Origin of the sequence: Rubrivivax soli (assembly GCF_049810355.1) — a bacterium.
Taxonomy (GTDB): domain Bacteria; phylum Pseudomonadota; class Gammaproteobacteria; order Burkholderiales; family Burkholderiaceae_C; genus Rubrivivax.
In genome coordinates this window covers 689,271-704,676 of record NZ_CP187368.1, presented here as the reverse complement: position 1 = coordinate 704,676, position 15,406 = coordinate 689,271, and the positions used below count along the sequence as shown (strand labels likewise).

The following is a 15,406-nucleotide window of genomic DNA, read 5'->3' as shown; positions in this document are numbered from 1 at the left end:
ATTCCTCGCCACACGAAAGGCGCCAATGTCTGCGCGTACCTAGTCCACCTTCACCGAGCGCAACCGAAGCGAGTTCCCGATGACACTGACGGAGGACAGCGCCATCGCTGCCGCCGCCACGACGGGTGACAACAGCAGACCGAAGAGCGGGTAGAGTACGCCGGCGGCGAGCGGGATGCCGGCCACGTTGTAGGCAAAGCTCAGGAATAGGTTCTGGCGAATGTTGCGCATCGTGGCCTGCGACAGCGTGCGCGCACGCACGATGCCCATCAGGTCGCCCTTGAGCAGCGTGATGCCGGCGCTTTCCATGGCGACGTCGGTCCCCGTACCCATGGCCACACCGACCGTGGCCTGGGCCAGCGCAGGCGCATCGTTGACGCCGTCGCCGGCCATGGCGACCACGCGACCCTCGGACTGCAGACGCTTGACCACCGCAGCCTTGTCTTCCGGGAAGACTTCCGCGACCACCTCGTCGATGCCCAGCTCGCGGCCGACCGCCTCGGCGGTGGTCTTGCCGTCGCCGGTCAGCATCACGACGCGAACGCCAGCCGCTCGAAGGCTCTTGAGGGCTTGCGGCGTCGTCGGCTTGATGGGGTCGGCAATCGCCACGAAGCCGGCCAGCGTGCCGCCGATGCCGACGAAGATGACGGTGGCCGCCTTGCGGCGTTGTTCTTCCGCCGCTGCAGCGAGGCTGTCCGTGCCGAGGCCATGCTCCGCGAGGAACTTGGCGCTCCCCGACACGATGACCAGGCCCTCGACCGTCCCGATGACACCCTTGCCCACAGGCGAGTCGAAGTCGCTGACCGGTGCCAGCGGGAGCTTGCGTTCCTGCGCGTCCATCACGATGGCCATCGCCAGCGGGTGTTCGCTGGCGCGCTCGACGCTCGCGAGCTTCTGAAGCACGTCATTGCTGGAGAAACCCGGCGCCGGCTCGATGTGGACGACCTTCGGTCGGCCCTCGGTCAAGGTTCCGGTCTTGTCGACCACCAGCGTATCGACCTTCTCCATCTTCTCCAACGCCTCGGCATCGCGGATGAGCACGCCGTGCTGCGCGCCCTTGCCGACGCCCACCATGATGGACATCGGCGTGGCCAGGCCCAGCGCACAGGGACACGCGATGATGAGCACGGCGACTGCGGTGACGAGCGCATAGCTGAACGCGGGGGTTGGGCCCCATACCAGCCAGGCGATGAACGTCAGCACGGCCACGAGGATGACAACGGGCACGAACCAGCCCGCCACCTGGTCGGCCATGCGCTGAATCGGCGCACGACTGCGCTGGGCCGCTGCCACCATGTGGACGATTTGAGCGAGCAGGGTGTCGGCACCCACCTTCTCCGCGCGCATCACGAAGCCGCCCGTCTGGTTGAGCGTTCCGGCGGTGACCTTGGAGCGCACCGCCTTCGCGACCGGGATGGGCTCGCCCGTCACCATCGACTCGTCGACGTTGCCTTTCCCCTCGGTGAGCTCACCGTCGACCGGCACCTTTTCGCCAGGACGAACGCGCAACAGGTCGCCCACCTGGATGGCATCGACCTGCACGGTCTCGTCGTCGCCCTGGGCGGTCACCTTGACGGCCGTCTTCGGCGCCAACCCCAGCAGGGCCTTGATGGCGCCGGACGTCTTCTCCCGCGCCCTCAGCTCGAGGACCTGCCCCAGCAGCACGAGCACGGTGATGACGGCCGCTGCCTCGAAGTAGATGGCCACGGCGCCATCGGCGATGCGCAGATTGGGAGGGAACAGTTGCGGCGCGACGGTCCCGACGATGCTGTAGAGCCAGGCCGCGCCAGTTCCCAGCGCGATGAGCGAGAACATGTTGAGGCTGCGGTTCTTCACCGAGGCGACTGCCCGCACGAAGAAGGGCCAGCCTGCCCAGAGCACCACCGGCGTGCCCAGCAGAAGCTGTATCCAGTTCGACATCTGCTGGCCCAGCACGTGGCTCAGATTCGTCAGGTGCCCGCCCATTTCCAGCGCGAACACGGGGACGGTCAGTGCCGTGCCTATCCAGAAGCGCCTGGTCATGTCCCGCAACTCGGGACTCTCGCCTTGTTCCGCTGTCGCGAGCACGGGCTCCAGGGCCATGCCGCAGATGGGGCAACTGCCGGGACCCATCTGGCGCACCTGCGGGTGCATCGGGCACGTGTACTCGACCTGGCTCTGGTCGCCTGCCGGCGCCCTCGTCGCCTTCGCTGGCTGGTGCGCGTGGTGACTGTGGTCGTGGTGCGCGTGCGGCGCGTGGCCATGGTGCGCGCCTTTCATCACGGTGCCATCGGGCATCACATGGGCGCCATCGGGGTGATGTGCATGGTCGTGGGGCGTGCGGGTGTCCGGCATGGCGCTCTCCTGGTCTGGCTGGCCAGTCTTGGCCATTCCATCGTGGGAAGGTCAAGGGCGCGCTAGCGAGCGACGGGAAACACTGCAATCCACAGGCCGAGCGCGGCCAGGCCCGCCCAGCATAGCCAGAACAGTGCCCGCTCCCACCACAGCGGCGGCCCGTCCCGGTTCTCGAACCGGTACTTCAGCGTCATCCCGACGCCGTGGACGAGCGCACCGCCGACGAGGAGCGGCAGGGCATAGGAGCGAAGCCAACCGGGAAGAACGAGCGCGAGGCCAGCGCCCAAAACGATGGCGCCGAGTCCGGAGGCGAGTTCTGCCCCCTTAGTGGCTGTTGACCGGCCGTGCACGGTCGCCCTTGCCGAAGTGCGGGATGAAGCGCGGCGTTGCCGCGGCGTACTCACGCCACCGGTCGCCAAATGCCTTCTCGGAGTCGCGCTCTTCCGCGATGGCCAGCCGCACGTACATCAGCACCAGCACCGGGAACATCACCAGCGTCAGCAGCGTCGGCCACTGCAGCAGGAAGCCGAACATGATGGCGACGAAGCCGATGTACTGCGGATGGCGCACGTGGCGGTACGGCCCCGCCTGGGCCAAGCCGTGGCGACGCTGCGCGTGATAGAGCACATGCCAGGCCTTCGAGAGCAGCGTGAACCCTCCTATGAGGAATACGAAGCTGAGCAGATGCAGTACGCCGAAGTGCGGGTTGCCATGCTGGCCCGTCGCCAGCCACCACAGGTGACCCGCCTCGTGCCCGAACAGGTTGACGTTCGGGAACTTCGTGCCCAGCCAGCCGGAGAGCAGGTAGATGGTCAGCGGGAAGCCGTACATCTCTGCGAACAGCGCCACGATGAACGCGCTGTAGGCCCCGAAGCTGCGCCAGTCGCGCAGATTGACGGGCTTGAAGAAGCTGTAAGCGAAGCCGATGAAGACGACGCTGTTGACGACCACCAGGCCCCACAGGCCGTAGTCATTGCCGGCGCTGTTCATCGTCGCTGCTCCTGTGCTGGCCATGCCCCTTGTGCCCGTGCCCGCGGTGCATGAAGACGTGCATCAGCGGACAGGCGAGGAGGAAGAGGTACGGCAGTGCGCCGAAGAGGTGTGCGGTGTGCTCGGTGACCAGGTAAAAGCCGCCGACGGCGACCACCAGGGCCAGCGCCCAGCCGGCGGGAGAGCGCCGGAACGGGGGCGCTTCGTCGTACCGGTGGTCCATGTCGGCGTTGCCCGTGCTACTTGGTGGCGGCCGGGGGCTTCATCGCCTCACGGTCGACCATCATCTTCATCATCATTTCCATCATGTCCATGCGCTTGCCCATCATCTCGGGGCCCATCGACATGCCGCCACCCATCCCGATGCCGCCCTTGCCGCCGCGCATCTGTCCCATCATGGCCATGCCGTCCTGCATGAGCTTCATGTGCTCCTGCATCAGCTTGGCCCGCTCCTCCGGTGTCTTGGCGGCCATCATCTTGTCGTGCATCTCCTGCATCGACTTCATCATCGAGTCCATCTGTCCAGGGGTCGCGGCGGCAGGCGCAGCCGCAGCAGCACCTGGCGGGTGATGCGCTGCGTGGTCTTCCGGCTTGGGGCCGGTGGCACAGCCGGCGAGGGCGAAAGAACTGCCGAGGGCGACCAGTGCGAGCTTCATGCGAACCTCCGATAGATGCAGTGCTCACGATGCGCGCGAGGGGCACGAGAGACCTTGATGTCCATCAACTTGCGGCCGCTTCCCGGCGCCTAGCTTGCATCTGCGGCCCTGCGCCGCAAAGGAGGTTCGCCATGAGCACCCTCGTCGTTGCCGTCCGGAATCAAACCTCGGCGCACCCGGCGCTGGTCACCGGTATCGCGCTGGCCATCACCGTGGCCTTGTTCTACGCGCTGTGCACCCTCGTCTGGCTCGTCGCGCCCGGGCCCTTCCTCGGCTTCATGAACAGCCTGTTCCACGGCCTGGACTTCAAGCCGCTGCTGACCTCGGCGCCGTTTTCCTGGGCTGGCTTTGTCGAGGCGCTGCTGGTGATGTCCCTGTGGGCCTTCCTGGCGGGCACGTTCTTCGGGTGGCTGCGTCTGCGCCTCGGCGCCTGACGGGCCACCCGGGTGCACTCAGCGGCAGCAGCCGCAGCAGCCGCCCGCCTTGGCGGGCTTCGCGGCCACCGTTGCCGCTTCCACCGGCACCGGCGTGTAGCCCGCTTCGGCAATGGCGTCGCGCAGTTCCTGTGCGTCCGCATCGGTCGGCTCGACCATGACAAGGTGCTGCGCCAGGTCGACGGTCACACGGGCATCCCCGTCGGTGGCCTTGATGGCCTTGGCGATGGTGCTGACGCAGTGGCCGCAGGTCATGTCATCCACACGGAAGGCTTGCATCGATTTCTCCTTGGGTTGGTCGATGCATCGAGGATTGACCTTGCCCCCGTGGGAGGGTCAATGCTCCTAAGCATGGCTCCCCAATCGTCGCGTGAGAGTGGAACCCGGACTGCAGCCGAAGAGTCAACGCGACCGCCTGGGCGGCCGTTGAATGGGCGAGCCCGCTCTACCCGACGTGCCCTCCGCGACCGTGCTAGCCTCATACCCGTGAAGTCGTTGCGAATCTTCGTTCTCGTGCTGCTGGCGATGCTGCTGCCCCTGCGTGGGCTTGCGGCAGCGGTGGTGGTGTGCGAGCAGCAACCGGCTTCGCACACGCAGACGGTGGTCACGTCGCATGACCACGAAGCGCATGGCACAGCGTCGCCGGACGATGCGTGCGCGAGCCACGACCACGAGGGTTTCGACAAGGCCCGACACTGCGTGTCGTCTTGCGCCGCAACGCCGCTCATGAGCGGGTTGCCCCCGGTGGCAGCGCCGTCGGCCGCGAGTTCGACTGTCTTCCCCCGTTTTGCCGCACCTGCCCCGACATTCCAGTCCGGCGGCCAGGACAGGCCACCCCGAAGCATCTGACCCCGCCCGGCCTCTGTTGAGAGGCCCCACGGCGCTCGCCGCACGAGCATCCGCGGACATCCGTCCGCCTGTCAGACGCATCGGAATCACATGAACCTTGCACGCACCGGCCTTGCGTTCTCGCTGGCCATCCTCGCCTCGGCGGCTTTCGCCCACGGCGACGACAAGCAAACCATGGCGAAGCACGCCTTCGACCCCTCCAAGGTCGAGCAACGCGCCTTCGGGAGGGAGGGCGACCCAAGGAAGGTCACCCGCACCATCCAGGTCGACATGAGCGATGGGTTCCGCTTCACGCCTTCGGATGTGGTCCTCAAGCGCGGCGAGACCGTGAAGTTCGTCGTCAGCAACAGCGGCAAGCTGCTTCACGAGATGGTCCTGGGAACCCCGCAGGAGTTGAAGGAGCACGCCGAGATGATGAGGAAGTTCCCGAACATGGAGCACGCCGACGCGCACATGGCCCACGTGAAGGCCGGCACCAAGGGCGAAATCGTCTGGCAGTTCAACAAGGTGGGCGAGTACCAGTTCGCCTGTCTCATCCCCAGCCACTTCGAGGCCGGCATGATTGGAAAGGTGGTCGTCAAATGAATCGACGCACTCTCATCTCCGCGGCGCTGGGCGCGATGGCGGCCGCCGCCATTCCTGCGCTTGCGGCCAATGGACTGCCCCCTGTCGAGGTCTTCAGGACCCCATCCTGCGGCTGCTGCGGCGCCTGGGTCGACCACCTGAAGGCTGCAGGCTTCGACGTGAAGGTCACGATGGTGGATGACACCGCTGTGGCTCGCCGCAAGTACGGGCTACCGGACAAGTTCGGGAGCTGCCACACCGCGGTCGTTGCCGGCTACGTGGTCGAAGGCCACGTGCCTGCAGCCGACGTCAAGAAGTTGCTGGCCATGAAGCCGCTGGCTGTCGGCATTGCAGTGCCGGGCATGCCCGTCGGCTCGCCCGGCATGGAGATGGGTTCGCGCAAGGACCCGTACCAGGTTCTGCTCGTCGACAAGCAAGGTCGCGAGCGTGTCTTCTCTGCCTACAACTGAGAATCGGAGTTCCCCATGAAGCTGTATTCGCTCATCACCTTTGCCGCACTGTCACTGTCCGGCGCGGCCTTCGCGCAGACCTCGACCACCGACCACTCGGCACATCACCCGCCGGCAGCATCTGCCACCGCCGCTGCGACCAGCGACGGCGAAGTCCGCAAGGTCGACAAGGAGCAAGGCAAAGTGACGCTGAAGCATGGCCCCATTGCCAATCTCGACATGCCTGGCATGACGATGGTCTTCAAGGTCGCCGACCCCAAGATGCTCGACAACCTCAAGCCGGGGGATAAAGTGAAGTTCGCAGCGTCCAACAAGGACGGCGCCATCACCGTCACGGCCATCGAAATGGCGAAGTGAGGACCGCATGTACAAGACCCTCTTGTCCCTGACGCTCGTTGTCGCTGCTGCCGGCGCCTCGGCTCAGCATGCTGGTCACCACGCTCCAGCCAGTGGCTATGCCGGCCTGCAGAACCGGGAAATCAAGGCTCTCTCGGCAGAGCAGATGGCCGACCTCCGACAAGGCCGCGGCATGGGCGCCTCGCTGCCTGCGGAGCTCAATGGTGTGCCTGGACCGATGCACGTGCTCGAACTCGCCCCTCAACTCAAGCTGACGCCCGAGCAGCGGGTCTCGCTCGAGGGCATCACGGCCGAGATGAAGACGTCGGCACAGCAGCTCGGTGGCCAGGTGATAGCCGCGGAAGCGGAGCTGGACGCGGCGTTCAAGTCCAATGCAGCCGACGAGAAGACCATCGCCGAGACGACCGCACGCATCGCGTCCCTGCAGGGTCAGCTTCGGGCCGTGCATCTGGTGGCGCATCTCAAGACCAAGCGCCTGCTGTCGGTCGACCAGGTCACCGCATACAACGTCGCGCGCGGGTACGTCGCCGATGCGGGTGCGCACAAGCATCGGCATTGAGGCAGGCGCCAGGTGGTGAAGATGACCCAGGTCAAGCTACCGGTGCCGCGCCGGCCGCGAATCCAGCAACGGCGCTAGACTGCCCTGACCCATGCTGCGTCGTCGCCCATTCCGCCTCAGCACCGCAATCCTTGTGGTGATGTCGCTGCTGTTCTCGCAGCTGGCGCTGGCGAGCTATGTCTGCCCGGGCCAGCCGGATATCGAAGCCATGGCCACGCTGGCCGAGGCGGGCACGCCCTGCGAAGGCATGGACGAGGACCAACCGGTCCTGTGCCACCAGCATTCCGCCGACCCTGGCAAGACCTTCGAGGCGGTGAAGCTGCCGGCGGTGGGGCAGCCCGCGGTCGCGCAGGTGCTCGAATTGCCGCTGGTGCTCGAGGCCCAGAAGGCCCGCGCCGTCCCGACGACGGCCACGCCGGAGGCCCAGCCGCCTCCGGACCCGCTCTTCCTGTCCACGCTCAGACTCAGGGTCTGACCCGCTCCGTCGACTGACCGGTGCTGGTGCGGCATGTCCGCACGCCAGCCACGTTCCCGCTCGTGCTCGGAGTCTTTCGATGTCCATCCACATCTTGCGCGCAGCCGCTTTGGCCGCCGCCTTGCTTTCGGCCAACTGGGCCACCGCGGCACCCCTGTCGCTCGAACAGGCCCTGGACCTCGCGGTCCAACGTTCGGAGATGGCACGCGCGGCGCGTGCCGGTGTTGCTGGTGCGTCCGAGATGGCGCGGGCCGCCGGCCAGCAGCCCGACCCGATGCTCGCTGTCGGCATCGACAACCTGCCCGCGACCGGGTCGGACCGGTTCCGCACGAGCACCGAGGAGATGACGATGAAGCGCATCGGCATCGCCCAGGAGTGGGTCCCGGCCGACAAGCGTGCCGCACGCGAGGCCGTGGCCAATGCCGTCGCCGGACGCGAGTCGGTCACTGAGCACGTGGCGGTGGCCGAGGCCCGCCTGCAGACGGCGTTGGCCTACATCGACGCCTACTACGCGGGTCAGGCGCTGGAGCTCACCGCGCTCAACGAGAAACATGCCCGCGAAGAGCTCGAGGCCGGCAAGGGGCGCCTGGCGACGGTCTCCGGCAGCAGCGCCGAAGTCCTCGGCCTGGCCAGTGCCGTCGGCTTGGCTGAGGACGAGTCTGCCGACCAGCGGCAGCAACAGGACGCCGCGGCCACTTTGCTGCAGCGCTGGACCGGCATGCCTGTCGAGGGGCTGTCGGAGCCACGAACAGCGGCCGCCCCCGCGCTGGACGCGTACGTCGCCGCACACCCGGTCGTCGTGACCAAGCTGCGCGACATTGAGGTCGCCCGCCAGGAAGCCTCGGCGGCCGCCTTGAACCGCAAGCCCAACTGGACCTGGGAGGTGTCGTACGGACAGCGGCAGGGCATGTCGGACCTCGTCTCCTTCGGGGTGCGCATCCCCTTTCCCGTTGCGCCCGCCGCCCGACAAGACCGCGAGACAGCCGCCCGGCTGGCACTGGTGGACAAGGCGGAGGCAGAACTCGAAGAGGCTCGACGCGCAGCGGCGGGCGAGTACGCGGCACTCGTCAGCGACGCCCGGCGGCTGCAGGAACGCATGGAGCGATTCGACGCCGGCGTGCTGACACCCCTGCGGCAACGCACTGCCGCCACGTTGGCCGCCTACCGCTCCAACCAGGCCAGCCTGGTGATGCTGTTCGAGGCGCGTCACGCCGAGGTCGAAGCGCAGCGCAAGCTGCTGGCGCTCCGGCGCGACCTGACCAAGACACAGGCGCAACTCGCCTTCAAGCCGATTGCGCAAGGAGCCGTGCGATGAGCCGCCTTCAAGTCTCTCTCGTTGCCCTGGCCACGGTGGCCGGGATTGCCGGTGCCGCGTTCTACCTGGGCCGCAGCACCGCCGACCACGCCTCGATGGCGTCATCCGCGACGGCCGCATCGGCGGCCGAGCGCAAGGTCCTGTATTGGCACGACCCGATGGTGCCGGGCCAGAAGTTCGACAAGCCGGGCAAGTCGCCGTTCATGGACATGCAGCTCGTGCCGGTCTATGCCGATGAAGCCGGCGACAGCGGCGTCAAGGTGAGTCCGCAGGTCCAGCAGAACCTCGGCATCCGCACGGCCGTGGTGACGAGGGCGGAGGTCAGTTCATCGTTCGATGCGGTGGGCGCGGTGCAGTTCGACGAGCGCCTGAGCGTGGCCGTGCAGACGCGGACCGCCGGCTACGTCGAGCGACTCGCCGTTCGTGCGCCGATGGAGCGGGTGGTCAAGGGGCAGGTGCTCGCAACGGTGTTCGCACCGGACTGGCTCGGGCCGCTCAACGACATCGTCGCCCTGACGAAGGCGGGCGCATCGCCGGAGCTGCTGGCGGCTGCCCGCGAGCGCACCCGCGCGATGTCCATCCCTGCCGAGCTGGTCCGCCAGGCTGAAGAAGGCGGGACGTCACAGGCGCGCTACACGCTCGTCGCGCCCGCGAGTGGCGTCATCGCGGAGCTCGGCGTGCGGGAGGGAGTAGCGGTCTCTCCGGGTATGACGCTGTTCCGAATCGCCGGCCTGGAGCGTGTCTGGGCCGTCGCCGAAGTGCCCGAGGCGCAGGCCGTGCGGCTCCAGCGCGGCCAGAAGGTGAACGCCGTCCTGCAGGCCGACCCGACGCAAAGCTTCACCGGGACAATGCAGGAGGTCCTGCCGCAGGTGAACGCGGCCACGCGCACCCTGCAGGCCCGCTTCGAGGTCGACAACCGTGGCGGCAAGCTGGTGCCCGGCATGTTGCTGCGCCTGCAGGTTGCTGGCCCGGTTGCGGTCCGGCTCGTCGTACCTGCCGAGGCGGTCATCCGCACCGGCACGCGCGCCGTCACCATCGTGCGCAAGGCCGACGGGACCTTCGAGCCGCGTGAGGTGAAGCTCGGCGTCGAACTGGGCGAGCAGCTCGAGGTGGTCCAGGGGCTGGCGGAAGGCGATGAGGTGGTCGCCAGCGGTCAGTTCCTCGTGGACTCTGAAGCGCGCCTGCGGTCGGTGCTCGGCAGCATGGACGCTGCCCCGCCGACATCCGCGGCAGCGTCGACGGTCAGCTCGGGCACCTTCACGGCGCAGGGCAAGGTGGAGAGCGTCGATGCGGACAGCATCACCATCTCGCACGGCCCCGTGCCGGCGTTGAAGTGGCCCGAGATGACGATGGGCTTCGGCAAGGCCGACCCGAAGGCGTTCGCCGAGGTCAAGCCCGGCGACACCGTGCAGTTCGAGTTCCGGCAGGGCGGGCCGCTGGACTACGAGCTGGTCTCTGTTCAGCGCAAGGGAGCGGCGAAGTGATTGCCGCCCTCATCCGCTGGTCGGTGGTCAACCGCTTCCTCGTGCTCATCGCCACCGCCTTTCTCGTGGGGGCCGGCCTGTGGTCCGTGTCGCGCACACCCGTCGACGCTTTGCCCGACCTGAGCGACGTGCAGGTGATTGTTCGCACCACTTACCCCGGCAAGCCGCCGCAGGTGGTGGAGGACCTGGTCACCTATCCGCTGACGACGACCATGCTCAGCGTGCCCGGTGCCAAGACCGTGCGCGGCTATTCGTTTTTCGGTGACTCCTTCGTCTACATCCTGTTCGACGACACGACCGACCCGTACTGGGCCCGCTCCCGTGTCGTCGAGTACCTGAACCAGGTGCAGAGCCGTCTGCCGCCGGGGGCGACCGCGGCACTGGGGCCAGACGCCACAGGCGTGGGCTGGGTCTACGAGTACGCCCTCGTCGACCGCAGCGGCAAGAACGACCTGGGCCAGCTGCGTGCCTTGAACGACTGGTTCCTGAAGTTCGAGCTGAAGACCGTTCCCGACGTGGCCGAGGTGGCCAGCATCGGCGGCATGGTGCGGCAGTACCAGGTCGTGCTCGACCCCGGCCGCATGCGCCAGCTCGGCGTCACGCAGGGCATGGTGATGGAGGCGCTGCGCAAGGCCAATCAGTCCTCGGGCGGCTCGGTCGTCGAGCTGGCCGAAGCCGAGTACATGGTGCGCTCGCAGGGCTTCCTGAAGTCGCTCGACGACTTCCGCGGCATCCCCATCACCGTCGCCGGTGCCACGCCAGTGCTGCTGCGCGATGTCGCCTTCGTGCAGATGGGCCCGGAGATGCGCCGGGGCATTGCCGAACTCGACGGGGAGGGCGAGGTCGCGGGCGGCGTCGTCGTGATGCGTTCTGGCAAGAACGCCCGCACGACCATCGAGGCGGTCAAGGCCAAGCTGGCGGCCTTGAAGCCCAGCCTGCCGCCCGGCGTCGAGGTCGTGGAGACCTACGACCGTTCGAAGCTCATCGACCGGGCCGTCGACAACCTGCAGGTGAAGCTCATCGAGGAGTTCGTCGTCGTCGCGCTCGTGTGCGCCGTCTTCCTCTTCCACCTGCGCTCCGCACTCGTCGCGGTGGTCACGCTGCCCGTCGGTGTGCTGACGGCTTTCATCGTGATGCACTGGCAGGGCATCAGCGCCAACATCCTGTCACTGGGGGGTGTGGCCATCGCGCTGGGTGCGATGGTCGATGCGAGCGTGGTGCTCGTCGAGGCGGTGCACAAGCAGCTCGAACACTTCGAAGAGCAGCACGGCCGGCAGCCCACCGTCTCGGAGCGGTGGGCGCTGGTGACGCAGGCCTCGGTCGAGGTGGGGCCGGCGCTCTTCTTCTCGCTGCTGGTCATCACGCTGTCCTTCCTGCCGGTCTTCACGCTCGAGGCGCAGGAAGGGCGGCTGTTCGCTCCGCTGGCCTTCACCAAGACCTACGCGATGGCTGCGGCCGCGGGGCTGTCCGTCACGCTGGTGCCGGTGCTGATGGGCTACCTCATCCGCGGCCGCATCCCGAAGGAGACCGCGAACCCGGTGAACCGCTTCCTAATCGCCGTCTACCGGCCCGCGCTTGAGGCGGTGCTGCGCTTTCCGAAGGCGACGCTGCTCGCGGCGGCGGTCGTGCTTGCCGCAACGCTCGTTCCCTTGATGCGCTTGGGCGGCGAGTTCATGCCGCCGCTCGATGAAGGCGACCTGCTCTACATGCCGTCGGCGCTGCCGGGCCTGTCGGTGTCGAAGGCCACCGAGTTGCTGCAGCAGACCGACCGCCTCATCAAGACGGTGCCCGAGGTCGAACGTGTCTTCGGCAAGGCTGGCCGCGCCGACAGCGCCACCGACCCGGCACCGCTGGAGATGTTCGAGACGACCATCCAGTTCAAGCCGCGCGAGCAATGGCGACCCGGCATGACGCCCGACAAGCTCGTCGAGGAGCTGGACCGCGCCGTCAAGGTGCCCGGCCTGTCGAACATCTGGGTGCCGCCCATCCGGAACCGCATCGACATGCTGGCCACGGGCATCAAGAGTCCGGTCGGCATCAAGGTCGCCGGCACGGACCTGGCCATCATCGACCAGCTGACGACGCAGATTGAGTCGGTCGTGAAGAACGTGCCAGGTGTGTCGTCGGCACTCGCGGAGCGGCTCACCGGCGGTCGCTACATCGACATCGATGTCGACCGCGCGTCGGCTGCACGCTACGGCCTCTCTGTGACGGATGTGCAGGCCATCGTAGCGACGGCCATCGGCGGCGAGAACGTCGGCGAGGTCGTCAGCGGGCGCGAACGCTTCCCTATCAACGTTCGCTATCCGCGAGAGATTCGGGACTCGCTCGAACGCCTGCGCACGCTGCCCTTCGTGACGGACCGGGGTGCACAGCTACTCCTCCAGGATGTGGCCCGCGTGCGGCTGGCCGAAGGACCGCCGATGCTGCGCAGCGAGAACGCACGCCTGTCGGGCTGGGTCTATGTGGACGTCCGCGGGCGCGACCTTCGCTCGGTGGTGAAGGACATGCAGGCTGTCGTGGCAGAGCAGCTGGCGATGCCGGCGGGCTACGCGGTCTCGTGGTCGGGCCAGTTCGAGTACCTCGAACGTGCCACCGAGCGCCTGAAGCTCGTCGTGCCGGCCACGCTGGCGGTCATCTTCGTGCTGCTGTACCTGCTGTTCCGGTCCGCGGGCGATGCGGCACTGGTGATGGCGGCCGTGCCGTTCTCTCTGGTCGGCGGCTTCTGGCTCATCTGGGCGATGGGGCATGCCATCTCGGTGGCCACGGCCGTGGGCTTCATCGCGCTGGCGGGGGTCGCAGCCGAGTTCGGCGTGGTGATGCTCGTCTACCTGAAGAACGCGCTCGACCGGCGCCTGGTGGCCGGCGAGCCCGACAACCAGGCGACGTTGCTCGCGGCCATCCGCGAAGGCGCCGTGCTGCGCGTGCGCCCCAAGGCGATGACGGTGGCGGTGGTGATGGCCGGCCTGCTTCCCATCCTGTGGGGTGGCGGGACCGGCTCGGAGGTGATGACGCGCATCGCCGCGCCAATGGTCGGTGGCATGGTGACAGCACCGCTGCTCAGCATGCTGGTGGTTCCGGCAGCGTGGTACTTGCTGGGCCTTCGTCGCCTCCGGAATCGAGCCCGACATGTTGACGTCCTGCCAAGCGCTGAACTTACGCCCGGTCCCTTGGACCGGAGATGACGTCGGACGTGTTGGCGATGCGGACCGCGAGTCCTAGCGGCGCGAAGCACTGGCAGTGCCCCGATGGCACGGCGTTGTGCAGCTCATCCCACTCGAATGACATCGAGCAAGGTACTGCCAGTGGTCACCGCACTTCGCAGTTTGCCGTCAATGCTTGCTACTTGGTCGAGCCGTGCATTCGCGTGGGCATAGATGACAACCCCCGTACGGCTCCTCGTCTCAATGAGGACTGGGCGGGAACCCGCGCCTTGTGCTTGAAGTACTTGAAGGCGCCGGATGAAGGCATCCAGGTCGATGGTGCCTTTCGGGCAGTCGGCAGAGAGGCGAGGCATAGGAGGTGGGTTGCTTCGGCCGTTGGCAGGTTCCCAGCGAAGCATTGCGGTTGATACCGGTCGTGTAGCAACCAACTCTGCTGCGGGTTCGAGCCGCGCACTCGGCTCGGCCAAGCCAGCGGACGCTGCCGAGGGCCACGCCCCAGAGTGTCTATACGTCGTACTGGCCCATTCGACCGGCCAGAGGAATCGACATGCCGAACAACTCCCCCTACGACCCGCTCCGTGGCTTCGCGCTCGACGGCACTGCAGCCCATGTCAACTTGGGCTGGCTTCAAACGCCTGACCAGTTCGCAAGGGACTGCCTCGCGATGAAGCAGCGTCCGCAGTTCAACTCCTGGGCTCTGGCGACGCAGCTGCCCGACGAGACGGTTCGCATCCTGCAGAGCCCGCTCATCCCCAACGCTTCCAAGCTCGATGTGCTCGAGTCCAAGAAGGGCATCCTCTACCCTGTCGTCACGCTGCAAGCGGCTGCGCTCCAGGTCCGCCTGCTCACGAGCCTTGCAAGCCCGACCACCCAGGACTGGTTTCGCGCGGTGACATCGGACGCCGTCGCGCACATCTCCCTCGAGATACCCGAGACGAATCAAGTCGCAGTCGTGAGCATGCCCTGCAATGTTCGTGCGGGCGCTGATGTCGAGGAGTTGATTGGCGAATGCGCCACCGTCGACAGGGACGCGTTTGTGCGTGACGCCGCTGAAGCGGCTCGCCACCTCGCCAACGTCGACGCGATGCCAAGCCTCATCCCGGGGTTCCAGACGCAGGACGTCCGCCTTGTGCTCGTTCTCGAGACAGGTCCCGGTCATGACCCCTCGACTCGGCGCACGAAGGCCCGTGTGTTGAACTAGGAGCCGTCAGCGGTCTATCGATTTGACCGTTCGATGATTCGAAGGCCGCACCGAAGGGTGCGGCCTTCTTCCTGGCTTGCGTGAGATGCTGGTGGCTTCTGTAGGAGGGTGAACGGGCCATCGTGACGATGGCCCGTTCGAATCAGTCGTGACGCCTATCGGTCGGCGTGCCTCACGCGACTTCTCGCACCTCGGCTGGCTTCGAAGGCTTCGAAATCTTCGCAGCCTCGAATGCGAGGATAAGCAGCGTGCCCGTCGGCTTGCCTTCGCGCGACAGGTAGTAGTCCGCCTTCAGCTTCCCCGTGACGCGCACGAAGTCGCCGCGGTCGAGTTCCAGGGGCTCTTCGCGCATGACGCGCACGGTGTACCACGTGGGCTGTGTGTCGACACCTTTCTGGCTCTCTGCCAGTCGAAATTCGCAGTAGCGCTTTGCACTCGACTTCGAAGTCTTGCGCTCGGGCTGGGTGGCAACGTTGCCAAACACTTGCATGGACGGTTCCTTGGTTGATACGACGAAGAACTTCGCCGCCTCCATGCGTATAGGAACCCGCTCG

18 protein-coding genes are annotated in these 15,406 nt (G+C 66.9%); 11 read left to right on the top strand and 7 right to left on the bottom strand.

Going from position 1 to position 15,406, the window contains the following annotated elements; all coding sequences use genetic code 11:
• Window positions 1-39 precede the first annotated feature (39 nt).
• The 5 genes from ACPOLB_RS03065 to ACPOLB_RS03045 form a co-directional block, all read right to left on the bottom strand.
• Window positions 40-2,334, bottom strand: a complete 2,295-nt coding sequence (locus ACPOLB_RS03065) for a copper-transporting P-type ATPase (RefSeq protein WP_425259825.1) — start codon at window positions 2,332-2,334, stop codon at window positions 40-42.
• A gap of 62 nt (window positions 2,335-2,396) precedes the next feature.
• Window positions 2,397-2,528, bottom strand: coding sequence for a hypothetical protein (locus ACPOLB_RS03060; protein ID WP_425259824.1), 132 nt, complete (start codon window positions 2,526-2,528; stop codon window positions 2,397-2,399).
• A gap of 130 nt (window positions 2,529-2,658) precedes the next feature.
• Entirely contained in the window at window positions 2,659-3,324 is a 666-nt protein-coding gene (locus ACPOLB_RS03055; protein WP_425259823.1) for a methyltransferase family protein, read from the bottom strand.
• Window positions 3,305-3,547 (bottom strand): DUF2933 domain-containing protein, encoded by a 243-nt coding sequence (locus ACPOLB_RS03050; RefSeq protein ID WP_425259822.1) that lies wholly within the window; start codon window positions 3,545-3,547, stop codon window positions 3,305-3,307. The genes ACPOLB_RS03055 and ACPOLB_RS03050 overlap by 20 nt, the downstream gene beginning before the upstream one ends.
• A 16-nt stretch (window positions 3,548-3,563) precedes the next feature.
• Entirely contained in the window at window positions 3,564-3,980 is a 417-nt protein-coding gene (locus tag ACPOLB_RS03045; RefSeq protein WP_425259821.1) for a hypothetical protein, read from the bottom strand.
• Window positions 3,981-4,111: 131 nt separating this feature from the next.
• On the opposite strand from ACPOLB_RS03045, the gene ACPOLB_RS03040 reads away from it, so the two are divergent.
• Complete coding sequence (locus ACPOLB_RS03040; RefSeq protein ID WP_425259820.1) at window positions 4,112-4,414, top strand: DUF5676 family membrane protein; 303 nt, start codon at window positions 4,112-4,114, stop codon at window positions 4,412-4,414.
• Between the two features lie 18 nt (window positions 4,415-4,432).
• Here the strand turns inward: ACPOLB_RS03040 and ACPOLB_RS03035 are convergent, their stop codons facing one another.
• The gene (locus ACPOLB_RS03035) at window positions 4,433-4,693 is read right to left on the bottom strand and encodes a heavy-metal-associated domain-containing protein (protein WP_425259819.1); all 261 of its coding nucleotides are present in this window, start codon (window positions 4,691-4,693) and stop codon (window positions 4,433-4,435) included.
• 207 nt (window positions 4,694-4,900) lie between these two features.
• Here ACPOLB_RS03035 and ACPOLB_RS03030 point away from each other — a divergent pair, with 207 nt between their 5' ends.
• From ACPOLB_RS03030 to ACPOLB_RS02985, 10 genes are all read left to right on the top strand, one after another.
• On the top strand, window positions 4,901-5,263 hold the full coding sequence (locus ACPOLB_RS03030; RefSeq protein WP_425259818.1) for a hypothetical protein: 363 nt from the start codon (window positions 4,901-4,903) through the stop codon (window positions 5,261-5,263).
• 90 nt (window positions 5,264-5,353) lie between these two features.
• The gene (locus ACPOLB_RS03025; protein ID WP_425259817.1) at window positions 5,354-5,848 is read left to right on the top strand and encodes a cupredoxin domain-containing protein; all 495 of its coding nucleotides are present in this window, start codon (window positions 5,354-5,356) and stop codon (window positions 5,846-5,848) included.
• Entirely contained in the window at window positions 5,845-6,297 is a 453-nt protein-coding gene (locus ACPOLB_RS03020; protein WP_425259816.1) for a DUF411 domain-containing protein, read from the top strand. Before ACPOLB_RS03025 ends, ACPOLB_RS03020 begins: the two co-directional genes overlap by 4 nt.
• 15 nt (window positions 6,298-6,312) lie before the next feature.
• On the top strand, window positions 6,313-6,654 hold the full coding sequence (locus ACPOLB_RS03015; RefSeq protein WP_425259815.1) for a copper-binding protein: 342 nt from the start codon (window positions 6,313-6,315) through the stop codon (window positions 6,652-6,654).
• Between the two features lie 7 nt (window positions 6,655-6,661).
• On the top strand, window positions 6,662-7,213 hold the full coding sequence (locus ACPOLB_RS03010; protein WP_425259814.1) for a hypothetical protein: 552 nt from the start codon (window positions 6,662-6,664) through the stop codon (window positions 7,211-7,213).
• Between the two features lie 91 nt (window positions 7,214-7,304).
• Window positions 7,305-7,688 (top strand): hypothetical protein, encoded by a 384-nt coding sequence (locus ACPOLB_RS03005; protein WP_425259813.1) that lies wholly within the window; start codon window positions 7,305-7,307, stop codon window positions 7,686-7,688.
• Between the two features lie 79 nt (window positions 7,689-7,767).
• Window positions 7,768-9,003 (top strand): TolC family protein, encoded by a 1,236-nt coding sequence (locus ACPOLB_RS03000; RefSeq protein WP_425259812.1) that lies wholly within the window; start codon window positions 7,768-7,770, stop codon window positions 9,001-9,003.
• Complete coding sequence (locus tag ACPOLB_RS02995; RefSeq protein WP_425259811.1) at window positions 9,000-10,487, top strand: efflux RND transporter periplasmic adaptor subunit; 1,488 nt, start codon at window positions 9,000-9,002, stop codon at window positions 10,485-10,487. The genes ACPOLB_RS03000 and ACPOLB_RS02995 overlap by 4 nt, the downstream gene beginning before the upstream one ends.
• Window positions 10,484-13,672 carry an efflux RND transporter permease subunit gene (locus ACPOLB_RS02990; RefSeq protein WP_425262007.1) on the top strand — a complete coding sequence of 1,063 codons (3,189 nt, stop codon included), beginning with the start codon at window positions 10,484-10,486 and terminating at the stop codon, window positions 13,670-13,672. The genes ACPOLB_RS02995 and ACPOLB_RS02990 overlap by 4 nt, the downstream gene beginning before the upstream one ends.
• 526 nt (window positions 13,673-14,198) lie before the next feature.
• Window positions 14,199-14,852 carry a hypothetical protein gene (locus tag ACPOLB_RS02985; RefSeq protein WP_425259810.1) on the top strand — a complete coding sequence of 218 codons (654 nt, stop codon included), beginning with the start codon at window positions 14,199-14,201 and terminating at the stop codon, window positions 14,850-14,852.
• A gap of 172 nt (window positions 14,853-15,024) precedes the next feature.
• Here the strand turns inward: ACPOLB_RS02985 and ACPOLB_RS02980 are convergent, their stop codons facing one another.
• Complete coding sequence (locus ACPOLB_RS02980) at window positions 15,025-15,342, bottom strand: single-stranded DNA-binding protein (RefSeq protein ID WP_425259809.1); 318 nt, start codon at window positions 15,340-15,342, stop codon at window positions 15,025-15,027.
• Between the last annotated feature and the right edge of the window lie 64 nt (window positions 15,343-15,406).

Coding starts and splice junctions, on each gene's coding strand:
- ACPOLB_RS03065 (WP_425259825.1), bottom strand. CDS start 2,334: ATGCCGGACACCCGCACGCCCCACGACCATGCACATCACCCCGATGGC.
- ACPOLB_RS03060 (WP_425259824.1), bottom strand. CDS start 2,528: ATGACGCTGAAGTACCGGTTCGAGAACCGGGACGGGCCGCCGCTGTGG.
- ACPOLB_RS03055 (WP_425259823.1), bottom strand. CDS start 3,324: ATGAACAGCGCCGGCAATGACTACGGCCTGTGGGGCCTGGTGGTCGTC.
- ACPOLB_RS03050 (WP_425259822.1), bottom strand. CDS start 3,547: ATGGACCACCGGTACGACGAAGCGCCCCCGTTCCGGCGCTCTCCCGCC.
- ACPOLB_RS03045 (WP_425259821.1), bottom strand. CDS start 3,980: ATGAAGCTCGCACTGGTCGCCCTCGGCAGTTCTTTCGCCCTCGCCGGC.
- ACPOLB_RS03040 (WP_425259820.1), top strand. CDS start 4,112: ATGAGCACCCTCGTCGTTGCCGTCCGGAATCAAACCTCGGCGCACCCG.
- ACPOLB_RS03035 (WP_425259819.1), bottom strand. CDS start 4,693: ATGCAAGCCTTCCGTGTGGATGACATGACCTGCGGCCACTGCGTCAGC.
- ACPOLB_RS03025 (WP_425259817.1), top strand. CDS start 5,354: ATGAACCTTGCACGCACCGGCCTTGCGTTCTCGCTGGCCATCCTCGCC.
- ACPOLB_RS03020 (WP_425259816.1), top strand. CDS start 5,845: ATGAATCGACGCACTCTCATCTCCGCGGCGCTGGGCGCGATGGCGGCC.
- ACPOLB_RS03015 (WP_425259815.1), top strand. CDS start 6,313: ATGAAGCTGTATTCGCTCATCACCTTTGCCGCACTGTCACTGTCCGGC.
- ACPOLB_RS03010 (WP_425259814.1), top strand. CDS start 6,662: ATGTACAAGACCCTCTTGTCCCTGACGCTCGTTGTCGCTGCTGCCGGC.
- ACPOLB_RS03005 (WP_425259813.1), top strand. CDS start 7,305: ATGCTGCGTCGTCGCCCATTCCGCCTCAGCACCGCAATCCTTGTGGTG.
- ACPOLB_RS03000 (WP_425259812.1), top strand. CDS start 7,768: ATGTCCATCCACATCTTGCGCGCAGCCGCTTTGGCCGCCGCCTTGCTT.
- ACPOLB_RS02995 (WP_425259811.1), top strand. CDS start 9,000: ATGAGCCGCCTTCAAGTCTCTCTCGTTGCCCTGGCCACGGTGGCCGGG.
- ACPOLB_RS02985 (WP_425259810.1), top strand. CDS start 14,199: ATGCCGAACAACTCCCCCTACGACCCGCTCCGTGGCTTCGCGCTCGAC.
- ACPOLB_RS02980 (WP_425259809.1), bottom strand. CDS start 15,342: ATGCAAGTGTTTGGCAACGTTGCCACCCAGCCCGAGCGCAAGACTTCG.